The 17,597-nt window shown below is 70.8% G+C and carries 11 protein-coding genes; 6 read left to right on the forward strand and 5 right to left on the reverse strand.

Going from position 1 to position 17,597, the window contains the following annotated elements:
- Positions 1 to 368 precede the first annotated feature (368 nt).
- Complete coding sequence (aspS, locus tag ACIQCZ_RS17565; RefSeq protein ID WP_402283192.1) at positions 369 to 2,153, reverse strand: aspartate--tRNA ligase; 1,785 nt, start codon at positions 2,151 to 2,153, stop codon at positions 369 to 371.
- Positions 2,154 to 2,347: 194 nt separating this feature from the next.
- Here aspS and ACIQCZ_RS17570 point away from each other — a divergent pair, with 194 nt between their 5' ends.
- Positions 2,348 to 4,441 carry a SpoIIE family protein phosphatase gene (locus ACIQCZ_RS17570; protein WP_402283194.1) on the forward strand — a complete coding sequence of 698 codons (2,094 nt, stop codon included), beginning with the start codon at positions 2,348 to 2,350 and terminating at the stop codon, positions 4,439 to 4,441.
- A gap of 53 nt (positions 4,442 to 4,494) precedes the next feature.
- Here the strand turns inward: ACIQCZ_RS17570 and ACIQCZ_RS17575 are convergent, their stop codons facing one another.
- The 3 genes from ACIQCZ_RS17575 to ACIQCZ_RS17585 form a co-directional block, all read right to left on the reverse strand.
- Entirely contained in the window at positions 4,495 to 5,583 is a 1,089-nt protein-coding gene (locus ACIQCZ_RS17575; protein WP_402283196.1) for an AI-2E family transporter, read from the reverse strand.
- 84 nt (positions 5,584 to 5,667) lie between these two features.
- Complete coding sequence (locus ACIQCZ_RS17580) at positions 5,668 to 6,624, reverse strand: pirin family protein (RefSeq protein WP_351071882.1); 957 nt, start codon at positions 6,622 to 6,624, stop codon at positions 5,668 to 5,670.
- 148 nt (positions 6,625 to 6,772) lie between these two features.
- The gene (locus ACIQCZ_RS17585) at positions 6,773 to 7,213 is read right to left on the reverse strand and encodes an SseB family protein (RefSeq protein WP_072487501.1); all 441 of its coding nucleotides are present in this window, start codon (positions 7,211 to 7,213) and stop codon (positions 6,773 to 6,775) included.
- A gap of 171 nt (positions 7,214 to 7,384) precedes the next feature.
- Here ACIQCZ_RS17585 and ACIQCZ_RS17590 point away from each other — a divergent pair, with 171 nt between their 5' ends.
- The 5 genes from ACIQCZ_RS17590 to ACIQCZ_RS17610 all read left to right on the forward strand — a co-directional run bounded on the left by ACIQCZ_RS17590 (position 7,385) and on the right by ACIQCZ_RS17610 (position 15,595).
- The gene (locus ACIQCZ_RS17590) at positions 7,385 to 9,211 is read left to right on the forward strand and encodes an acyl-CoA dehydrogenase (protein ID WP_402283198.1); all 1,827 of its coding nucleotides are present in this window, start codon (positions 7,385 to 7,387) and stop codon (positions 9,209 to 9,211) included.
- 162 nt (positions 9,212 to 9,373) lie between these two features.
- Positions 9,374 to 9,997, forward strand: coding sequence for a Uma2 family endonuclease (locus tag ACIQCZ_RS17595; protein ID WP_402283200.1), 624 nt, complete (start codon positions 9,374 to 9,376; stop codon positions 9,995 to 9,997).
- 103 nt (positions 9,998 to 10,100) lie between these two features.
- Positions 10,101 to 11,399 carry a M18 family aminopeptidase gene (locus tag ACIQCZ_RS17600; RefSeq protein WP_402283202.1) on the forward strand — a complete coding sequence of 433 codons (1,299 nt, stop codon included), beginning with the start codon at positions 10,101 to 10,103 and terminating at the stop codon, positions 11,397 to 11,399.
- Between the two features lie 336 nt (positions 11,400 to 11,735).
- Positions 11,736 to 14,522 carry an AfsR/SARP family transcriptional regulator gene (locus ACIQCZ_RS17605; protein WP_402283204.1) on the forward strand — a complete coding sequence of 929 codons (2,787 nt, stop codon included), beginning with the start codon at positions 11,736 to 11,738 and terminating at the stop codon, positions 14,520 to 14,522.
- 320 nt (positions 14,523 to 14,842) lie between these two features.
- Positions 14,843 to 15,595, forward strand: coding sequence for a DUF4232 domain-containing protein (locus ACIQCZ_RS17610; protein ID WP_402283205.1), 753 nt, complete (start codon positions 14,843 to 14,845; stop codon positions 15,593 to 15,595).
- 118 nt (positions 15,596 to 15,713) lie between these two features.
- Here the strand turns inward: ACIQCZ_RS17610 and ACIQCZ_RS17615 are convergent, their stop codons facing one another.
- Positions 15,714 to 17,540: an NHL domain-containing thioredoxin family protein gene (locus ACIQCZ_RS17615; RefSeq protein ID WP_402283206.1), complete on the reverse strand. Its 1,827-nt coding sequence runs from the start codon at positions 17,538 to 17,540 to the stop codon at positions 15,714 to 15,716.
- Between the last annotated feature and the right edge of the window lie 57 nt (positions 17,541 to 17,597).

The following is a 17,597-nucleotide window of genomic DNA, read 5'->3' on the forward strand; positions in this document are numbered from 1 at the left end:
ACCGGGGCTCCCGGTGAACGCCTTCGAGGGCTTCGTGCCACCAAAGTCCCGAGACACCGCACCTAGTGCCGTGGGACGAAGCGGTCGGCTCGGTCGTCCTCGGCGCCGTATGGACCGCACTGGCGTGGGGCGACGAGGGAGTGCCGCTCATCGCTGCGGGCACCGTATTGCTGGTGCTGAGCGTGGTGATGTCGATCCTGCTGGCTCGTACCGATCAACTCGCCTGTCGCGACCTGGTCGCACGAGGGACTCTCGTTCCGGATCGCGCCGGGCCCTCCGGGCGGACGCCGGACACCAGGCGCGAGACAGCCCCCGGCCGAACCCGGCCGGGGGCTGTTTCACGTGGAACCAGGAAGTACGAGCGGCTGCTACTTCTCCGTCTTGTCCTTCGCCGATGCCGCCGGCTTGCGGAGCTGGATGTTCAGCTCGCGCAGGCGGGACTCGTCCAGCTCCGTCGGGGCGCCCATCATCAGGTCCTGGGCGTTGCCGTTGAGCGGGAAGGCGATCGTCTCGCGGATGTTCGGCTCGTCGGCCAGCAGCATCACGATGCGGTCGACGCCCGGGGCGATGCCGCCGTGCGGCGGGGCGCCGAGGCGGAAGGCGCGGAGCATGCCCGCGAACTCGTGCTCGACGGTCTCGCGCTCGTAACCGGCGATCTCGAAGGCCTTGAGCATCACGTCGGGCTCGTGGTTACGGATGGCGCCGGAGGACAGCTCGATGCCGTTGCAGACGATGTCGTACTGCCAGGCGAGGATGTCCAGCGGGTCCTTCTCCTCCAGGTCCTTCATGCCGCCCTGGGGCATCGAGAAGGGGTTGTGCGAGAAGTCGATCTTGCCGGTGTCCTCGTCCTTCTCGTACATCGGGAAGTCGACGACCCAGCAGAACCGGAAGACGCCCTCCTCGAAGTGGCCGGCGCGCTTGGCGGCCTCGACGCGGACGGCGGACATGATCTTGGAGACCTCGTCGAACTCGCCCGCGCCGAAGAAGACCGCGTGGCCGGGGACGAGCGACAGACGCTCGGTGAGGGTCTTGATGTCGGTCTCGGTGAGGAACTTGGCGATCGGGCCGGTCAGGCCGCCGTCCTCGCCGACACGGACCCAGGCCAGGCCCTTGGCGCCGTGCTGGACGGCGTAGTCGCCGAGGCCGTCGAAGAACTTCCGGGACTGGCCCGCGGTGTCCGGGACCGGGAGGGCACGGACGTGCTTGCCGGCGAACGCCTTGAACTCCGAGTCGGCGAAGATGTCGGAGATGTCGACCAGTTCCAGCTGGGCGCGCAGGTCCGGCTTGTCGTTGCCGTACTTCAGCATCGCCTCGCGGAACGGGATCCGCGGGAACGGCGAGGTGACGTGACGGCCGTTGCCGAACTCCTCGAAGAGCTCGGTCATCAGCTTCTCGATCGGCCGGAAGACGTCCTCCTGCTCGACGAACGACATCTCGACGTCGAGCTGGTAGAACTCGCCGGGCGAACGGTCGGCGCGGGCGTCCTCGTCGCGGAAGCAGGGCGCGATCTGGAAGTAGCGGTCGAAGCCGGAGATCATCAGCAGCTGCTTGAACTGCTGCGGAGCCTGGGGCAGGGCGTAGAACTTGCCCGGGTTCAGACGGGACGGGACGACGAAGTCACGCGCGCCCTCGGGAGAGGTCGCCGTGAGGATCGGGGTCGCCATCTCGTTGAAGCCGAGGGCCACCATCTTGGCGCGGATGGAGGCGATGACGGCCGAACGCAGCATGATGTTGCGGTGCATGCGCTCACGGCGCAGGTCGAGGAAGCGGTACTCCAGGCGCCGCTCCTCGTTGACCCCGTCCTCGGCGTTGATCGTGAAGGGCAGCGGGGCGGCCTCGCCCAGCACCTCGACCTCGGTGACCTCGATCTCGATCTCGCCGGTCGGCAGCTCCGGGTTCACGTTGTCGGCGCCGCGCGCGGAGACCTTGCCGTCGATCCGTACGACGGTCTCCTTGGTGAGCTTCGCCAGGGCCTCGTTGCCGGGGGTGCCGGGACGGGCGACGAGCTGCACCAGACCGTAGTGGTCGCGCAGATCGATGAAGAGGATGCCGCCCAGGTCTCGGCGATTGTGCAGCCAGCCGCTCAGCCGGACGTCGGTGTCGACGTCAGAGGCGCGGAGCTCGCCGCAGGTGTGTGACCTGTACCGATGCATTCTCGTTCATCCAGTCTTCGCGATTCGGGGTGGATTCAGCCTCCCCAGGCTACCGCTCGCACCCGCACCGATTCATTGACATTGACATTTCAAGATCATCGGGGGCATGGCGGGCGGCCCGGGACCGTGCCCGGCGGGCCCCGGCCGTCCGTCCTCGGTGGCATTTACCGAGCAGATCTTCTTAAAGTGGGGCAATGCGCACCGAGGACGTCCTGGCCGCGACCGCGACCGGCCTGTGGCGCTGGGACAACGCAGCCGGGACCGTCACGCTCGATGCCGAGGCGGCCCGGCTGCTTGAGCTGCCCGCCGCAGCCGGTGTCTTCCGCGAGTCCGCGGTGCGTTCCCGTTTCCATCCGGTCGACTGGAACGAGATCTACGGAGTGGTGAATCTCGCGGTCGCCGAGGGCACCCTCGCCGAGGCCCGGCTGCGGATCGTGGACGAACACGGCCGGGTGCTGCGTACCGTGCGCAGCCGTTCCAGGCCGTTCCCGCCCGAGACGCCGACCGGCACGTCCTATGTGCTGGTCGGCACGCTCCAGGAGGTCGCCGAGCCGCAGCCGGGCACCACCGGGGCGCACACCCCCATCACCGGTGACTGGCGCCGCTCCCGTGAGGCGTTCCTGCTGGACGCGGGCCGGGCGCTGGCCGAGGCCCGGTCGACCGCGGAGGTGCTGCGGGTCGCCGCCTCGCTGTCCATGCCCGGGTTCTCGCCGGACGGCCTGGCGGTCTTCGGCATCTCGGGCGAGCGGCTGACGATCACCGGGCACCACGGGCACAGCGTGGGCGACGAAGGCCCGTTCAACGGCATGCCGCTGGAAACGGACTATCCGGCCGCCGAGGTCGTACGGACGGGACGCGCGATCTACCTGCCCTCTCCCGAGGAGTACCGCCGCCGCTACCCGTCCACCTGGCCGCTCGCCGGCCGTTTCGGACGCCGCTCCTGGGCCTTTCTGCCGCTGATCGTGGCAGGGCGGACCATAGGCGCCTGGATGGCAGGCTTCCGGCACCCGGTGTCGTTCTCGCCGGACGAGCGTGCCGTACTGACGACCGTGGCCCGGATGCTCGCCCAGGCCCTGACCCGTGCCGGGGTCGCCGAGACGGAGCGCGAGCTGTCGCTGGGGCTGCAGCGCTCGATGATGCCGTCGCTCGGCCCCGAGATCCCGGGGATGACGGTCGCCGCCCGCTATGTCCCGACCGGTGGCGGGCTCCAGGTCGGCGGCGACTGGTACGACCTGATTCCCCTCCCCAACGGCCGCATCGCGCTCGTCATCGGTGACGTCCAGGGCCACGACGTGCGTGCCGCGGGCCTGATGGGTCAGTTGCGGATCGCGCTGCGCGCGTACGCCTCCGAGGGGCATCGCCCGGACGCGGTGCTCTCCCGCGCGTCCCGGTTCCTCTCCGGCCTCACCGACGCGTACGAGGACGGGGCGGGGACGGGGCTGCGCTTCGCGACCTGTCTGTACGCGGAGGCCGACCCGGAGACCGGCGTTCTCGACATCGCGCGGGCCGGCCATCCCGATCCGGTGGTGATGACCGCCGACGGGACCGCGATGATCCGCCGGACCGAGGGCGGGCTGCCGCTCGGCATCGAGGCGGACGCCGACTACCCGACGACCCGGATCACCCTGGAGGCCGGAGAAACGATCATGCTCTGCACCGACGGGCTGATCGAGACCGGCGGCCACGATCTGGCGACCGGCTGGATCCGGCTGCGGCCGATCCTGGAACAGCACACGGACGACCTGGAGAAGCTCGCCGACGCCCTCGTGCAGGCCGTGCACGGGCCGACGTCGCACTACACGACGGGGCCGCTGGCGGACCGCCGGGAGGATGACATAGCGGTGCTGCTGCTGCGGCGCGACGGAGGGACGCCGAGGGAGACCGCGCGGCGCACCGCGCTGACCATCGCGCAGGCGGAGCCGCAGCGCATCGCGGCGGCCCGGCAGCATCTGCGGGAACTGCTCCACGACTGGGCCGATCCGGAGCAGGTCGACGCGGCGGTGCTGATGATCTCCGAGATGGCCACCAATGTGCTCGTCCACACGGACGGGGACGCGCTGATGGTCGCCGAGGCGACGGGGGAGCCCGGGGAGCGGCGGCTGCGGGTGGAGGTGGCGGACACCAGCGACGAACTGCCGCACCGTCGGCGGCCCGGGGAGATGGCTTCCAGCGGGCGGGGGCTGGTGCTGATGGAGATGCTCGCCGATGCGTGGGGGGTGGATCCGCAGGGGGTGGGGAAGTCGATCTGGTTCGAGCTGTACGAGCCGGGGCCGGACGAGGAGGGCTGAGAGCCTGTCGGGCCGTCACGTCCGGGCTTCCGCGCGGACGGGCACGCCCCCGGTCAGGCGTCGGGCGGGGCCGGGCCATCGGGCTCGCCGCCCTCGCCCTCCGCTCCCCGCTCCCCCCGCAGTTCGCCGACGATGCCGAAGGCGGCCGCGCAGACCGGCACCGCGAGCAGCATGCCCAGCAGTCCCGCCACACCGGCGCCCGCGGTGATCGCGATCATGATGGTGGCGGGGTGCATCTGGACCGTACGGCTCTGGATCATCGGCTGCAGGACGTGGCCCTCCAGCACCTGAACGGCGAGCACCACCCCCAGGGCCCAGAGCGCGATCACGAACCCCCGGTCGGCGAGCGCGACCAGCACCGCGACCGTGCCGGAGATGAAAGCCCCGAGATAGGGGATGTAGGCACCGACGAAGACCAGCGCGCCGAGCCCCACCGCGCCGGGGACGCTCAGGATCAGCAGGCCGACGGTGATGCAGATCGCATCGATCAGCGCGATGAAGGTGGTGCCGCGCATGAAGCCCTGGACGGCTTCGAAGGCCCGCCGCCCCATGGCCTCGACCAGGTCTCCGGTGCCGCGCGGGGCGATCGAGTGGGCGAGGCCCGCGGCCCGGTCGGAGTCGCGCAGGAAGAAGAAGGTCAGCAGGAGGGCGAGCACGCTCGTGGCGATCAGCGAGCCGATCAGGCTGATCCCGGAAAGGAGTCCGCCCGCCGCGCTCGCGCCGAACTTCTGGAAGAGTTTGTGGGCGTTGGCGACGAGGTCGTCCACATTGGTGTTCTTGCTGATCCCGAAGTGGTCGACGACCCACTGCCCGGTGTCCTTCAGCGAGCGGACGATCTGGTCGCCGGAGTCGACGAGCGCGGTGACGACGATGTATCCGGCGCCGCCGACCACCGCGACGAGCAGGGCGCAGGTGAGCCCCGCGGCCAGTGAGCGGTTCAGTCCGCGGCCGGTCAGCCAGCGGTGGACCGGCCCGAGCAGCGCCGTGCCGAGCAGCGCGAGCAGCACGGGGGTGACCGCCGTCTTGAAGATGACGCACAGCCAGACGGCGACCGCGGCGACCCCGGTGACGAGGAGAACGACACCGCACCAGGCGGCGGTACGCCGCGCGCCGTCGGGCAGGAGGGGCTTGGGGGTCTGCACCCTCCCACCCGATCACGGCGCGGGGGCGATGTCCCGCTTGCGTGGCCGTACGGGTGACGAACTGTCACACGTCGGCCGCGGGGGTCACATCCCGTGGACGGCGGGCACCGTGCCGAGGCGGCCGGCCTGGAAGTCCTCGAAGGCCTGCTTCAGTTCGGCCTGGCTGTTCATCACGAACGGCCCGTAGTGCGCCATGGGCTCGCGGATCGGACGGCCGCCGAGCAGCACGACCTCCAGGTCCGGGGTGTTGCCGTCCTGCTTCTCGTCCGCGCGGACGGTCAGCGAGGAGCCGGCGCCGAAGACCGCGGTCTGCCCCATGTGGACGGGACGTCGCTCCGCACCGACGGTGCCGCGCCCGGCGAGCACGTACGCGAGTCCGTTGAAGTCCTCGCGCCACGGCAGGGTCACCTCGGCGCCGGGACGGACCGTGGCGTGGATCATCGTGATCGGGGTGTGGGTGATGCCGGGACCCTCATGTCCGTCGAGCTCACCGGCGATGACGCGGAGCAGCGCGCCGCCGTCCGGGGAGGCGAGGAGCTGGACCTGGCCGCCGCGGATGTCCTGGTAGCGGGGGGCCATCATCTTGTCGGCCTTGGGCAGGTTCACCCAGAGCTGGAGGCCGTGGAAGAGCCCGCCCGACATCACCAGGGACTCCGGCGGGGCCTCGATGTGGAGGAGGCCGGACCCGGCGGTCATCCACTGGGTGTCACCGTTGCGGATGGTGCCGCCGCCACCGTTGGAGTCCTGGTGGACGAAGGTTCCGTCGATCAGGTACGTGACGGTCTCGAAGCCGCGGTGCGGGTGCCAGGGGGTGCCCTTCGGCTCTCCGGCCGCGTACTCCACCTCGCCCATCTGGTCCATCATGATGAACGGGTCGAGGTACTTGTAGTTGATCCCGGCGAACGCACGGCGAACCGGGAAGCCCTCCCCCTCGAATCCGCTCGGCGCCGTGGTGACGGCGAGCACGGGACGGGCCGTGGCGTCGCCCGAGGCGGCGACCTTGGGCAGGGTCAGCGGGTTTTCGACGGTCACTGCGGGCATGGGAGCCACCTCCGGGTTTGTCCTGAGCCCAATTTAGTTGAACGGTGAACATCCTGCAAGGCGTCATTCATTCCCGCGCTCCGGCCGGACGACGAGAAGGGGCCCGTACCTGGCGGTACGGGCCCCTTCGGGAAACGAAGAGCGGATCTCAGCCGTACATACGGCGCATCGCGAAGTCGACCATCTGCTCCACGGCCTTCGCGTCGAAGACCATGCGGTGCTCACCCTCCATGTCGAGGACGAAGCCGTAGCCGGTCGGCAGCAGGTCGATCACCTCGGCCCCGGTGATCACGAAGTACTTGGACTCCTTGCCCGCGTACAGCCGGAGCTCCTTGAGCGTGGTGAACATCGGGATCACCGGCTGCTGGGTGTTGTGCAGTGCGAGGAAGCCGGGATTGTCGCCACGCGGGCAGTAGACCTTCGACGTCGCGAAGATCTGCTGGAAGTCCTCGGCGGACAGCGAGCCGGTGGTGAAGGCACGTACCGCGTCCCCCAGGGAGGGCGGCGAGGGTTCGGGATACAGCGGCTGCTCGCCGTAGCCGCCACCCATCTGCTGCTGTGCACCCGGGTTCTGGTCGTAGCCGTACATGCCGCAAAGAGTAATCGGCCACATCGGGCCCTTGAGGGGTTGCATCTTATTACTGGCGGGTAGCATCATCGGAGAGGTCAGCTGATATACCCACGCCAGCTCGTCGCCCGCCCGGCCCACACCCCCCTCCCGGGGCGCTGCGCGCCACTGCTATTGATTACGGAGCCTTCCATGGGGCACTACAAGTCGAATCTCCGCGACATCGAGTTCAACCTCTTCGAGGTCCTCGGGCGCGACAAGACGTACGGCACCGGCCCGTTCGCAGAGATGGACGTCGAGACGGCGAAGAGCATCCTCGACGAGGTCGCCCGTCTCGCGGAGAACGAGCTGGCCGAATCCTTCGCCGACGCCGACCGCAACCCGCCGGTCTTCGACCCGGAGACCAACACCGCGCCGGTCCCGGAGACCTTCAGGAAGTCGTACCAGGCCTTCATGGACTCCGAGTACTGGCGTCTGGGCCTGCCCGAGGAGATCGGCGGCACCACCTCGCCGCGCTCCCTGATCTGGTCCTACGCGGAGCTGCTGCTCGGCTCGAACCCGGCCGTGTGGATGTACTCCTCGGGCCCGGCGTTCGCCGGCATCCTCTTCGAGGAGGGCAACGAGGCGCAGAAGAAGATCGCCGAGATCGCCGTCGAGAAGCAGTGGGGCTCGACGATGGTGCTGACCGAGCCGGACGCCGGTTCGGACGTCGGCGCGGGCCGCACGAAGGCCGTCGAGCAGGAGGACGGCTCCTGGCACATCGAGGGCGTGAAGCGCTTCATCACCTCGGGCGAGCACGACATGTCCGAGAACATCATCCACTACGTGCTGGCCCGCCCCGAGGGCGCCGGTCCCGGCACGAAGGGCCTCTCGCTCTTCATGGTCCCGAAGTTCCACTTCGACTGGACCACCGGCGAGCTGGGCGAGCGCAACGGCGTGTACGCGACGAACGTCGAGCACAAGATGGGCCTCAAGGCGTCCAACACCTGCGAGATGACCTTCGGCGACCGGCACCCGGCCAAGGGCTGGCTGATCGGCGACAAGCACGACGGCATCCGCCAGATGTTCCGCATCATCGAGTTCGCCCGCATGATGGTCGGCACGAAGGCCATCGCGACCCTGTCCACCGGCTACCTGAACGCGCTGGAGTACGCCAAGGAGCGCGTCCAGGGCACCGACCTCTCGCAGTTCATGGACAAGGCCGCCCCCAAGGTCACCATCACGCACCACCCCGACGTGCGCCGCGCGCTCATGACGCAGAAGGCGTACGCGGAGGGCATGCGCTCCCTCGTGCTGTACACCGCCACCGTCCAGGACGCGATCCAGGAGAAGGAGGCCGCGGGCGAGGACGCCAAGGCGCTGCACGGCCTCAACGACCTGCTGCTCCCGGTCGTGAAGGGCTACGGCTCCGAGAAGTCCTACGAGCAGCTGGCGCAGTCGCTCCAGACGTTCGGCGGCTCCGGGTACCTCCAGGAGTACCCGATCGAGCAGTACATCCGTGACGCCAAGATCGACACGCTGTACGAGGGCACGACGGCGATCCAGGGCCAGGACTTCTTCTTCCGGAAGATCGTCCGCGACCAGGGTGCCTCGCTGAACGCCCTCTCCGAGGAGATCAAGAAGTTCCTCGCCGGCGCCCAGGGCAACGAGGAGTTGTCCGGCGCGCTGGACTCGCTCGCCAAGGCTGCCGTGGATCTGGAGGCGATCGTCGGCACGATGATCACCGACCTGACCGCGACCGGCGAGGACATCAAGAACATCTACAAGGTGGGCCTCAACACCACCCGCCTGCTGATGGCCTCCGGCGATGTGGTCGTCGGCTACCTGCTGCTCAAGGGCGCGGCCGTCGCGGCCGAGAAGCTGCCGACCGCCACGGCGAAGGACGTCGCCTTCTACCAGGGCAAGATCGCCGCCGCGAAGTTCTTCGCCGCGAACGTCCTGCCGGGCGTCTCCACCGAGCGCGCGCTCGCGGAATCCGTCGACAACTCGCTGATGGAGCTGGACGAGGCCGCGTTCTAGTGCTGTGGCCGGAGAGGTGAGCCGGTGAACCTTTCCGGCCACAGCACCAGCCTCCGGCCCCGCTCACGATCGTCAACACGCACCGTCACCCGGACACGCTTTCGGGTGGCGGTGCTGTCGTATCAGCTGGGTACGCTGGCTGCAGGGCCCAGAATCCCGTCCATGGGAGGAACCATGACCGCCGAGGCACTGCCCAAGGCGTCGCAGTCGCGGCGTGCCGATTCCAAGTGGCCGGTCCCGCCACCGGACGGCTACACCGCGGACGACCTGTTCACGCTTGACGACCTCCCGCCGCACACAGAGCTGATCGACGGGAGCCTGGTCTTCGTGAGTCCGCAGCGGAAGTTCCACACGCTGGCGATGTATCTGCTGGAACAGGGCCTGCGCAGCCACGTACCCGATGATCTGCGCGTTCGCCGTGAAATGGCCGTCGTGCTGGGCAAGCGCAATGTCCCGGAGCCCGATCTCGTCGTGGTGACTGCCGAAGCGGACGGGGATCAGCGTCAGACCCGTTACCAGGCCGCCGACGTCCTGCTCGCCGTGGAGGTCGTCTCGCCCGACTCCGAGGCCCGGGACCGCGACACCAAGCCGCACAAGTACGCAGGGGCGGGCATCCCGAACTTCTGGCTCGCCGAGATGGGCGGGAACGACCGGCCCGTGGTCTGGACGTACCAGCTGGACCCGGTCAACAAGAAATACGTGTCCACCGGCGTCCACCACGACCGGCTGAAGCTCTCCGCCCCGTACGACATCGACATCGACCTGACCGCCATCGACCAGCTGTAGGCCCGGCCTCCCCGCATCCGCCCCGGCCTCCGCGGACGCACCACGGCGCCGCCCCCGGGACGACGGTGAATCCGGCCGGTCCGGCCTCGTTACAGTGAAGAACATGAGTTCCTCCCTCCGCTTCGACCGCGGCCACACCGACGATCTGATGGCCTTCCTGATGGCCTCCCCCTCCCCGTACCACGCCGTGGCCGCTGCGGCCGAGCGGCTGGAGAAGGCCGGGTTCCGCCAGGTCGAGGAAACCGCGGCCTGGGACGGCACCACCGGGGGGAAGTACGTCCTGCGCGGTGGCGCGATCGTGGCCTGGTACGTGCCCGAGGGTGCGTCGGCCCACACCCCGTACCGGATCGTCGGGGCGCACACCGACTCGCCGAACCTGCGGGTCAAGCCGCTGCCCGACACCGGCGCGTACGGCTGGCGCCAGGTCGCCGTGGAGATCTACGGCGGGACGCTCCTCAACACCTGGCTCGACCGGGACCTCGGTCTCGCCGGCCGGATCTCGCTGCGCGACGGCACGCACCGGCTGGTGAACATCGCCCGGCCGCTCCTGCGCGTACCGCAGCTGGCCGTGCATCTGGACCGGTCGGCCAACCCCGACGGCCTGAAGCTGGACCGGCAGAAGCACATGCAGCCGATCTGGGGGCTCGGAGAGGTCGAGGAGGGCGACCTGATCCGGTTCGTCGCCGAGGAGGCGGGCGTCGACGCCGAGGACGTGACCGGCTGGGACCTGATGCCGCACGCCGTCGAGCCGCCCGCCTACCTGGGCCGGGACCGCGAGCTGCTGGCCGGGCCCAGGATGGACAACCTGCTCTCCGTGCACGCGGCGACCGCCGCGCTCGCCGCCGTCGCCGGGCAGCCGGACGCCGAGCTGCCGTACATCCCGGTCATGGCCGCCTTCGACCACGAGGAGAACGGCTCGCAGTCCGACACGGGCGCCGACGGACCGCTGCTCGGCACGGTCCTGGAGCGTTCCGTCTTCGCCCGCGGCGGTACGTACGAGGACCGCGCCCGCGCCTTCGCCGGGACCGTCTGTCTCTCCTCCGACACCGGCCACGCGATCCACCCCAACTACGCCGAGCGCCACGACCCGACCCACCACCCGGTGGTCAACGGCGGACCGATCCTCAAGGTCAACGTCAATATGCGGTACGCGACCGACGGCAGCGGCCGGGCCGTGTTCGCGGAGGCGTGCCGGAAGGCCGGCGTGGCGTGGCAGACGTTCGTCTCCAACAACTCGATGCCGTGCGGCACCACGATCGGCCCGATCACCGCCGCCCGGCACGGCATCCAGACCGTGGACATCGGTGTCGCGATCCTCTCGATGCACAGCGCCCGTGAGCTGTGCGGCGCCGACGACCCGTATCTGCTGGCCAACGCGCTGGCGGCGTTCCTGGCGGGCTGAGCCACCCACCGCCCCGACCGCGGTCCCGGGCATGGTCGTCACCGGGCCGGGTACGCGATCCGTACACCGGCCCGGAGCCGCCGGGCCGTCGAGGCGGCGGGAATCACGGGACTCGGAGCGCGCATCGTCCTCATCGGTGTCGGCGCGTTCGCCGGCCCGCCCGGCACCGAGGTCGTGCCCGGGGACGAGCGCCACCACCCCTGCCCCACGACGACTCCCGGATCGCGCCCCGCCGACCCGGTGGTGACCCCTCGCCGACTCCGCGGCACCCCCGATATCCTGGGACTTTGCCTGTGCCCCCACCACAGGTGCACTCGCCCGGAAGGGAAGCCGTACGTGGAGTTCCGGCTGCTCGGCACCGTCTCCGTCGACACCCGCACCGGGCCGCTGCCCCTCGGCCCGGCCAAACGCCGCAGCCTGCTGGCCGCGTTGCTGCTGTCAGCCAACACACCCGTGTCCGTGTCCCGGTTGACGAACTCCCTGTGGGACGACGAACCGCCGCTGCACGCCCGCAGTGTCATCCAGGGCCATGTCTCCCGGCTCCGCGCCCTCCTGGTGGGCGCGGACGCGGAGGCGTACGGGGTGGAACTGATCACGCTCGGCGACGCGTACGTGCTGCGGGTGCCGGAGACCCTGCTGGACTCGCAGCGGTTCGAGGAACTGCTGGTGCTGGCGCGGGAGCAGCGCAGCCCCGCCGACTCCGTACTGATGCTCAAGGAGGCCCTGTCCCTGTGGCAGGGCCCGGCGCTCACCGGCGCGTTCGCCGGCCCGCCGCTGCAGGCCGCCGCGCACTCGCTGGAGGAGTCCCGGCTGGCGGCGGTCGAGCAACTGGCGCACTCCTACACGGCGCTGGGGGAACACAGCCGGGCCGCGGCGGTGCTGCGGGCGGAAGCGGTCGCGCATCCGCTGCGGGAGTCGCTGGCGGCGGCGCTGGTGACGGCGCTGTACCGGGCGGGGCGTCAGTCGGAGGCCCTGGACTGGTTCCACCGCACGAGGCGGCTGCTCGCCGACGAGCTCGGGATCGACCCGGGGCACGAACTCGCCGACGCGTACGCGCTGATCCTGCGCGGCGACCCCGGGCCGGCTGCGCCGGCCGGCCCGGCCGGTGGCACGGAGGCCGGGGCGGGTACGGAGGCAGGGACGGACAGCACCCCCGGCCCGCCGCTTCCCCGCTCCCCGGCCCCGCAGCTCCTCGTCGGCGAACCGCACCCCATCGACCTGCTGCCCCGCGCGCCCCGCGGCTTCCACGGCCGGGGCGCCGAACTGGCCGCGCTCAGCCGGGCCGCGGCGGGCGAGGCACCCATCTGCCTGGTCACCGGACCGGCCGGCGTGGGAAAGACCGCGCTGGCCCTCCAGTGGGCGCACCGCAACTCCGCCGCCTTCCCGGACGGCCGGCTCTTCGCCGATCTGCGCGGATTCAGCGCCACCGGTGATCCGACGCTCATCGAGGTCCTGCGCGAGTTCCTGCTGGCGCTCGGCGTCGCGCCGCGCCGCGTCCCGGAGTCCGCCCCCGCAGCGGCAGCGCTCTTCCGGTCCCTGACCGACCGGCGACGGCTGCTCGTCGTTCTCGACAACGCCCGTGATTCGGCCCTGGTCAGGCAGCTGCTCCCGGGCGGCACGGACTGCGTCACGCTGGTGACCAGTCGGCATCGGATGGAAGGCCTCATCGCCTCGGACGCGGCCCGTCCCGTTCCGCTCGACGTACTCGAACCGCAGGACGGCACCGCCCTGTTGGCCGGTGTGCTCGGCGAGGAACGGGTCCTCGCCGAACCCGTGGCCGCCCGTCGGCTCGCCGGACTCTGCGGAGGACTGCCGCTCGCCCTGCGCGTCACCGCGGCCCGGCTGGCCGGGCGCCCGCAGCGGACCCTGGCCGGTCTGGCCGACGAACTCGCCGACGAACGCAGCCGGCTGACGTACCTCGACGTGGACGACACCGGCGTCTCCGCCGCGCTCCGGCTGACCGTGCAGCAGCTGCCGCCGGACGCCGTCCACCAGTTCACCCGGCTCGGTCACCACCCCGGCAGCCACTTCGACCCGTACACGGCCGCCGCGCTCGCCGGTACGGACCCGGTCGTCGCGGCGGCCGCACTGGACCGGCTCTCCACCGCGCACCTCGTCACCGAGACGGCGCCGGGCCGCTGGATCCTGCACGACCTGGTACGCCTCTACGCGCGCGGTTTGGACCCCGCGTCCGGGTCCGAAGCCCTCATCGGTGTCCTCGACCACTACATAGCGACGGCGCTCGCCGCCGCCGACACGGCCGAGCCCGGCGGTGAGCCCTGCTTCGTCCTGCCGGACGACTTCCGCCGCCCCGCCGCCGTCAGGGACTTCACCGACCGGGAGGCTGCGATGCGCTGGCTGGCCGGTGAGCGCGACGACCTGGCCCTGGCCGCCCTCGCGGCCCGGACCGCCGGACTCGACGACCGGACCTGGCGGATCATCCTGCTCCAGTGGCCGCAGGTGGTGTGGCGGGTACGCGACAGCTGGGCCCCGCTGCTGGAACTGGCGCTGGACTCGGCCCGTACCCAGCACGATCCCTACGCCGAGTCACGGGTGCTCAATCTGCTGGGCTGGGTGCTGACCGAGGAGGGCAGGACCACCGAGGCCGTCACCCTGCTGGAGCGCTCGCCCGCCCTCGCCCGGCAGGCCGGCGACCGGCTCGGCGAGGCGACCGCGCTGATCAACCTGGCCATCGTGCAGGCCGAGCAGGGCGGGCTCGACGTGGCGCTGGAGGGCTGCGAGCGCGCCGTCGACCTGGCCCGCGAGGAAGCCGACGCGCACACCGAGATGCTCGCCCTGCAGCACCTCGCCCGGATGCAGCTCACCGCCGACCGCCCGCAGGAGGCGCTGCACTCCGCCCGCACGGCGCTCGACCTCGGCCCCGAGCACGAGGAGGTCGCGCGCCGGGTGCTGCTGCTGACCGTCAGCGGCGAGGCCCGGCTGGCGCTCGGCGAGGAGGACGAGGGCATCCGGCTGCTGGACCTGGCGGCCGGGGAGGCGGAACACGCGGGTTACGACGACGGCGCGGTCCGGGCCCTCGAAGCGCTGCTGCGGGTCACGGCACACACGGAGTACCGCAAACGGTACGAAGAGGCGGTCCGGCGGCTCGCCGACGACGGCTGAACCCTGGGCCGCCGACGCGTGCGTTCCCCGCGTCCCCCATGCCGGCCGGCGTGGGCGGCGAGTGATACCGGTGTTCGAGCCGCGCGGGCCGGACGGCGGGGGCCGCGAGAACACCCACGAGGCCACCTGCGAAGGCACCCGTGCCGGCCTCCGTGAGGACGCCCGCGGACACGGCCGAAGACGTCAGCGGGACGTCAGCCGGACGACAGCGGAACATGAGCGGCGGGTCCCAGACTCATGGATGTCAGCAGGTCAGAGGCGTTCGCCGGATGACCGGGCGTCCGCCTCCCATCGCACTCGTCACACTCGGGGGAATTTCCATGAGTACCTTCCGCAACCGCTCCGCCGCCCTCGCCGCCGCGACCACCGCCGTGCTCGCCCTGGCCCTCACCGCCTGCGGCGGGAACGACACCGGCACGAAGTCCGCCGGTCCGGCGAACGACGCCGCGTCGGCCGCCGCTTCGACGGACTCCTCCCGGTCGACCGCCGACGCGACGACCACGAACACCGCGAAGACCGGCGGTACCGCGCAGAACGCCGGAGCCACGAAGACGGGCACCTCGAAGTCCGGCACGTCCGGCGGCGGCACCACGACGAGCGGCGACACCAGCGACAGCTACGCCTACAAGCACCCGTGCAAGAGCGGGGACCTGTCGGTGCGTGTGTACCCCCGCGAGGGTTCGGCCACCCAGCAGGTGATCGAGGTCAACAACGTCGGCGCGAACTCCTGCGGCCTGAGCTACTTCCCGCGGGTCAGCCTGGGCGCCGCGAAGGCCTCGGACCACAGCTCCGACATCCAGCCGGCCGTTCCCGGCGGCCTGGGCGGCGCACCCGCGTACCCGGTGAAGCCCAAGACGGCCGCCATCGCGGTGATCGACCTCAACCCGAGCGGTGCGAACGGCCTGACCTGGATCGACGAGATGAACGTGCTCGCCGACGGGGACCACATGCCCAACGCCGACACGCAGAACTTCGAGCTCGGCCCCGATGTGAAGGTGCGTTCCCCGAAGCTGGGCCTGTACCGGAGCACGGTTGCCGACGCGGTGAGCTCCATGAAGCAGGCGGGCTCCTGACCTGCTGGGCCAGGCCGCGCGACGAGCCTGCGGTGTGTACGGCGAATCCCCCTCGCCGCACACACCGCACCGGCACGCAAGCCCCTCCGCCACCGCGCTTCCGGGACTTCGCGCGCCGTCAGGCCTGCTCGTCCATGCCTGCCAGCACCAGCGGCAGCCGGGGCGTTCCCTCCGCACTCACGCGGACGGGGACGCCCCAGTCCTGTTGGTGGACATGGCAGGCCGGGTACTCGTTCTCCGGGTCGTCGTCGCAGGACGCCGCCATGGCGGACACATGCAGGACCCCCTCGGTGACGCCGTCGGCCAGGACCAGGTCGCGGAAGAGGTCGGTACCGGGACCGGAACCCTCCGCGAGCAGCTCGGGCGGGGTCGCCGAGACCAGCAGCCGGGTCGAAGGACCGTACCGGGTGTCCAGCTTCTGTCCGGCGGGCGCCTGGAAGACCACATCGAGCCGGAGCGTGCCCGGCGCGATCTCGGTGGCTGCGCGCTGCGTGTGATGTGCCTGGCCGGCGACGCGTACGGCCTCCTCCGGGAGCCGCAGCCGGGTCAGCCGGTGCCGGGCGGACTCGACGACGACGAGATCGCCGTCGACCAGCACCGCGTCGCTGGGCTCACGCAGATCCGTGGCCAGGGTGGTGACCTCGCCGCTCGCGGGGTCGTAGCGTCGCAGCGCGTGGTTGTACGTGTCGCAGACGGCGACGGACCCGTCGGGCAGCGCGGTCACGCCCAGCGGGTGCTGGAACAGTGCCTGATCCGCCCGGCCGTCGCGGTGCCCGAAGTCGAAGAGGCCGGTGCCCACGGCCGTGCGGACGGCGAAGCCGGTGCCGTCGCGTTCGACGTACCGCAGGGCGGACGTCTCCGAGTCGGCGACCCACAGCCGCTCCCCGTCGGCCGACACGGCGAGCCCCGACGGCTGGGCGAACCAGGCTTCGTCGGCGGGCCCGTCGACCAGGCCCTCGTTGGTCGTGCCCGCCGCGACACGCACGGTCCCCGTCCCGGGGTCGTACGTCCACAGCTGGTGCACGCCCGCCATGGCGATCCACAGCCGGTCCGCGAACCAGGCGACGTCCCAGGGGGAGGAGAGGTCGACCTCGCGGGCCGGGCCGGCCGTCGGCGAACCCTGCCACCACTGGCGGCCGGTGCCGGCGAGGGTCGTCGTGATCCCGGTGGTGAGGTCGAGGGCGCGGACGGCGTGATTGACCGTGTCGGCGACCGCGATCCAGCCGTCGGGCAGCACGGCGAGTCCCTGGGGCTCGGAGAACCGGGCCTCGTCGGGCGCGCCGTCGGCGAATCCCCGGTCCCCCGTTCCGACGTGACGGCGAACCGTTTCACTGTCACGTTCGATCTCGACCAGGCGGTGCCGGGTGGTGTCGGAGACCAGGAATCCGCCGTCGGGCAGAAGCAGGGCCTTGCCGGGGAAGCGCAGATGCGTGGCGACCGGCTCGGGCGCGACATAGGGGCCGTCACCGCGGTGCAGTGTGCCCTTCGCCTCGTGCTCCTCTTCCAGCTCCTCGACCAGCTTCTCGATGGCGTGCGCATGTCCCTCACCCGCGTGCTGGGCGACGACATAACCCTCGGGGTCGACGACGACGAGCGTGGGCCAGGCCCGTACGGCGTACTGCTTCCAGGTCGCCAGCTCCGGGTCGTCGAGGACCGGATGGTGGACCTCGTACCGCTCGACGGCGTCGACGACCGCCTGGTGCTCGGCCTCGTGCACGAACTTCGGCGAGTGCACACCGATGATCACGACGGTGTCGCGGTGCTTCTCCTCCAGCTCGCGCAGCTCATCGAGGACATGCAGACAGTTCACACAGCAGAAGGTCCAAAAATCCAGGATCACAATGCGTCCCCGCAGGTCAGCGAGGGTGTACTGCTGGTCGCCTGTATTGAGCCAGCCGCCCTTGCCGATCAGCTCGGGGGCCCTGACGCGCGCACGTGTTGCCATGTGAACAGTCAACATCACCGTGGCCCGCGCGCATTCCTGAGGGTCCACGCATTCCGG

This window comes from Streptomyces sp. NPDC093149 (genome assembly GCF_044754145.1).
Classification (GTDB): Bacteria; Actinomycetota; Actinomycetes; order Streptomycetales; family Streptomycetaceae; genus Streptomyces.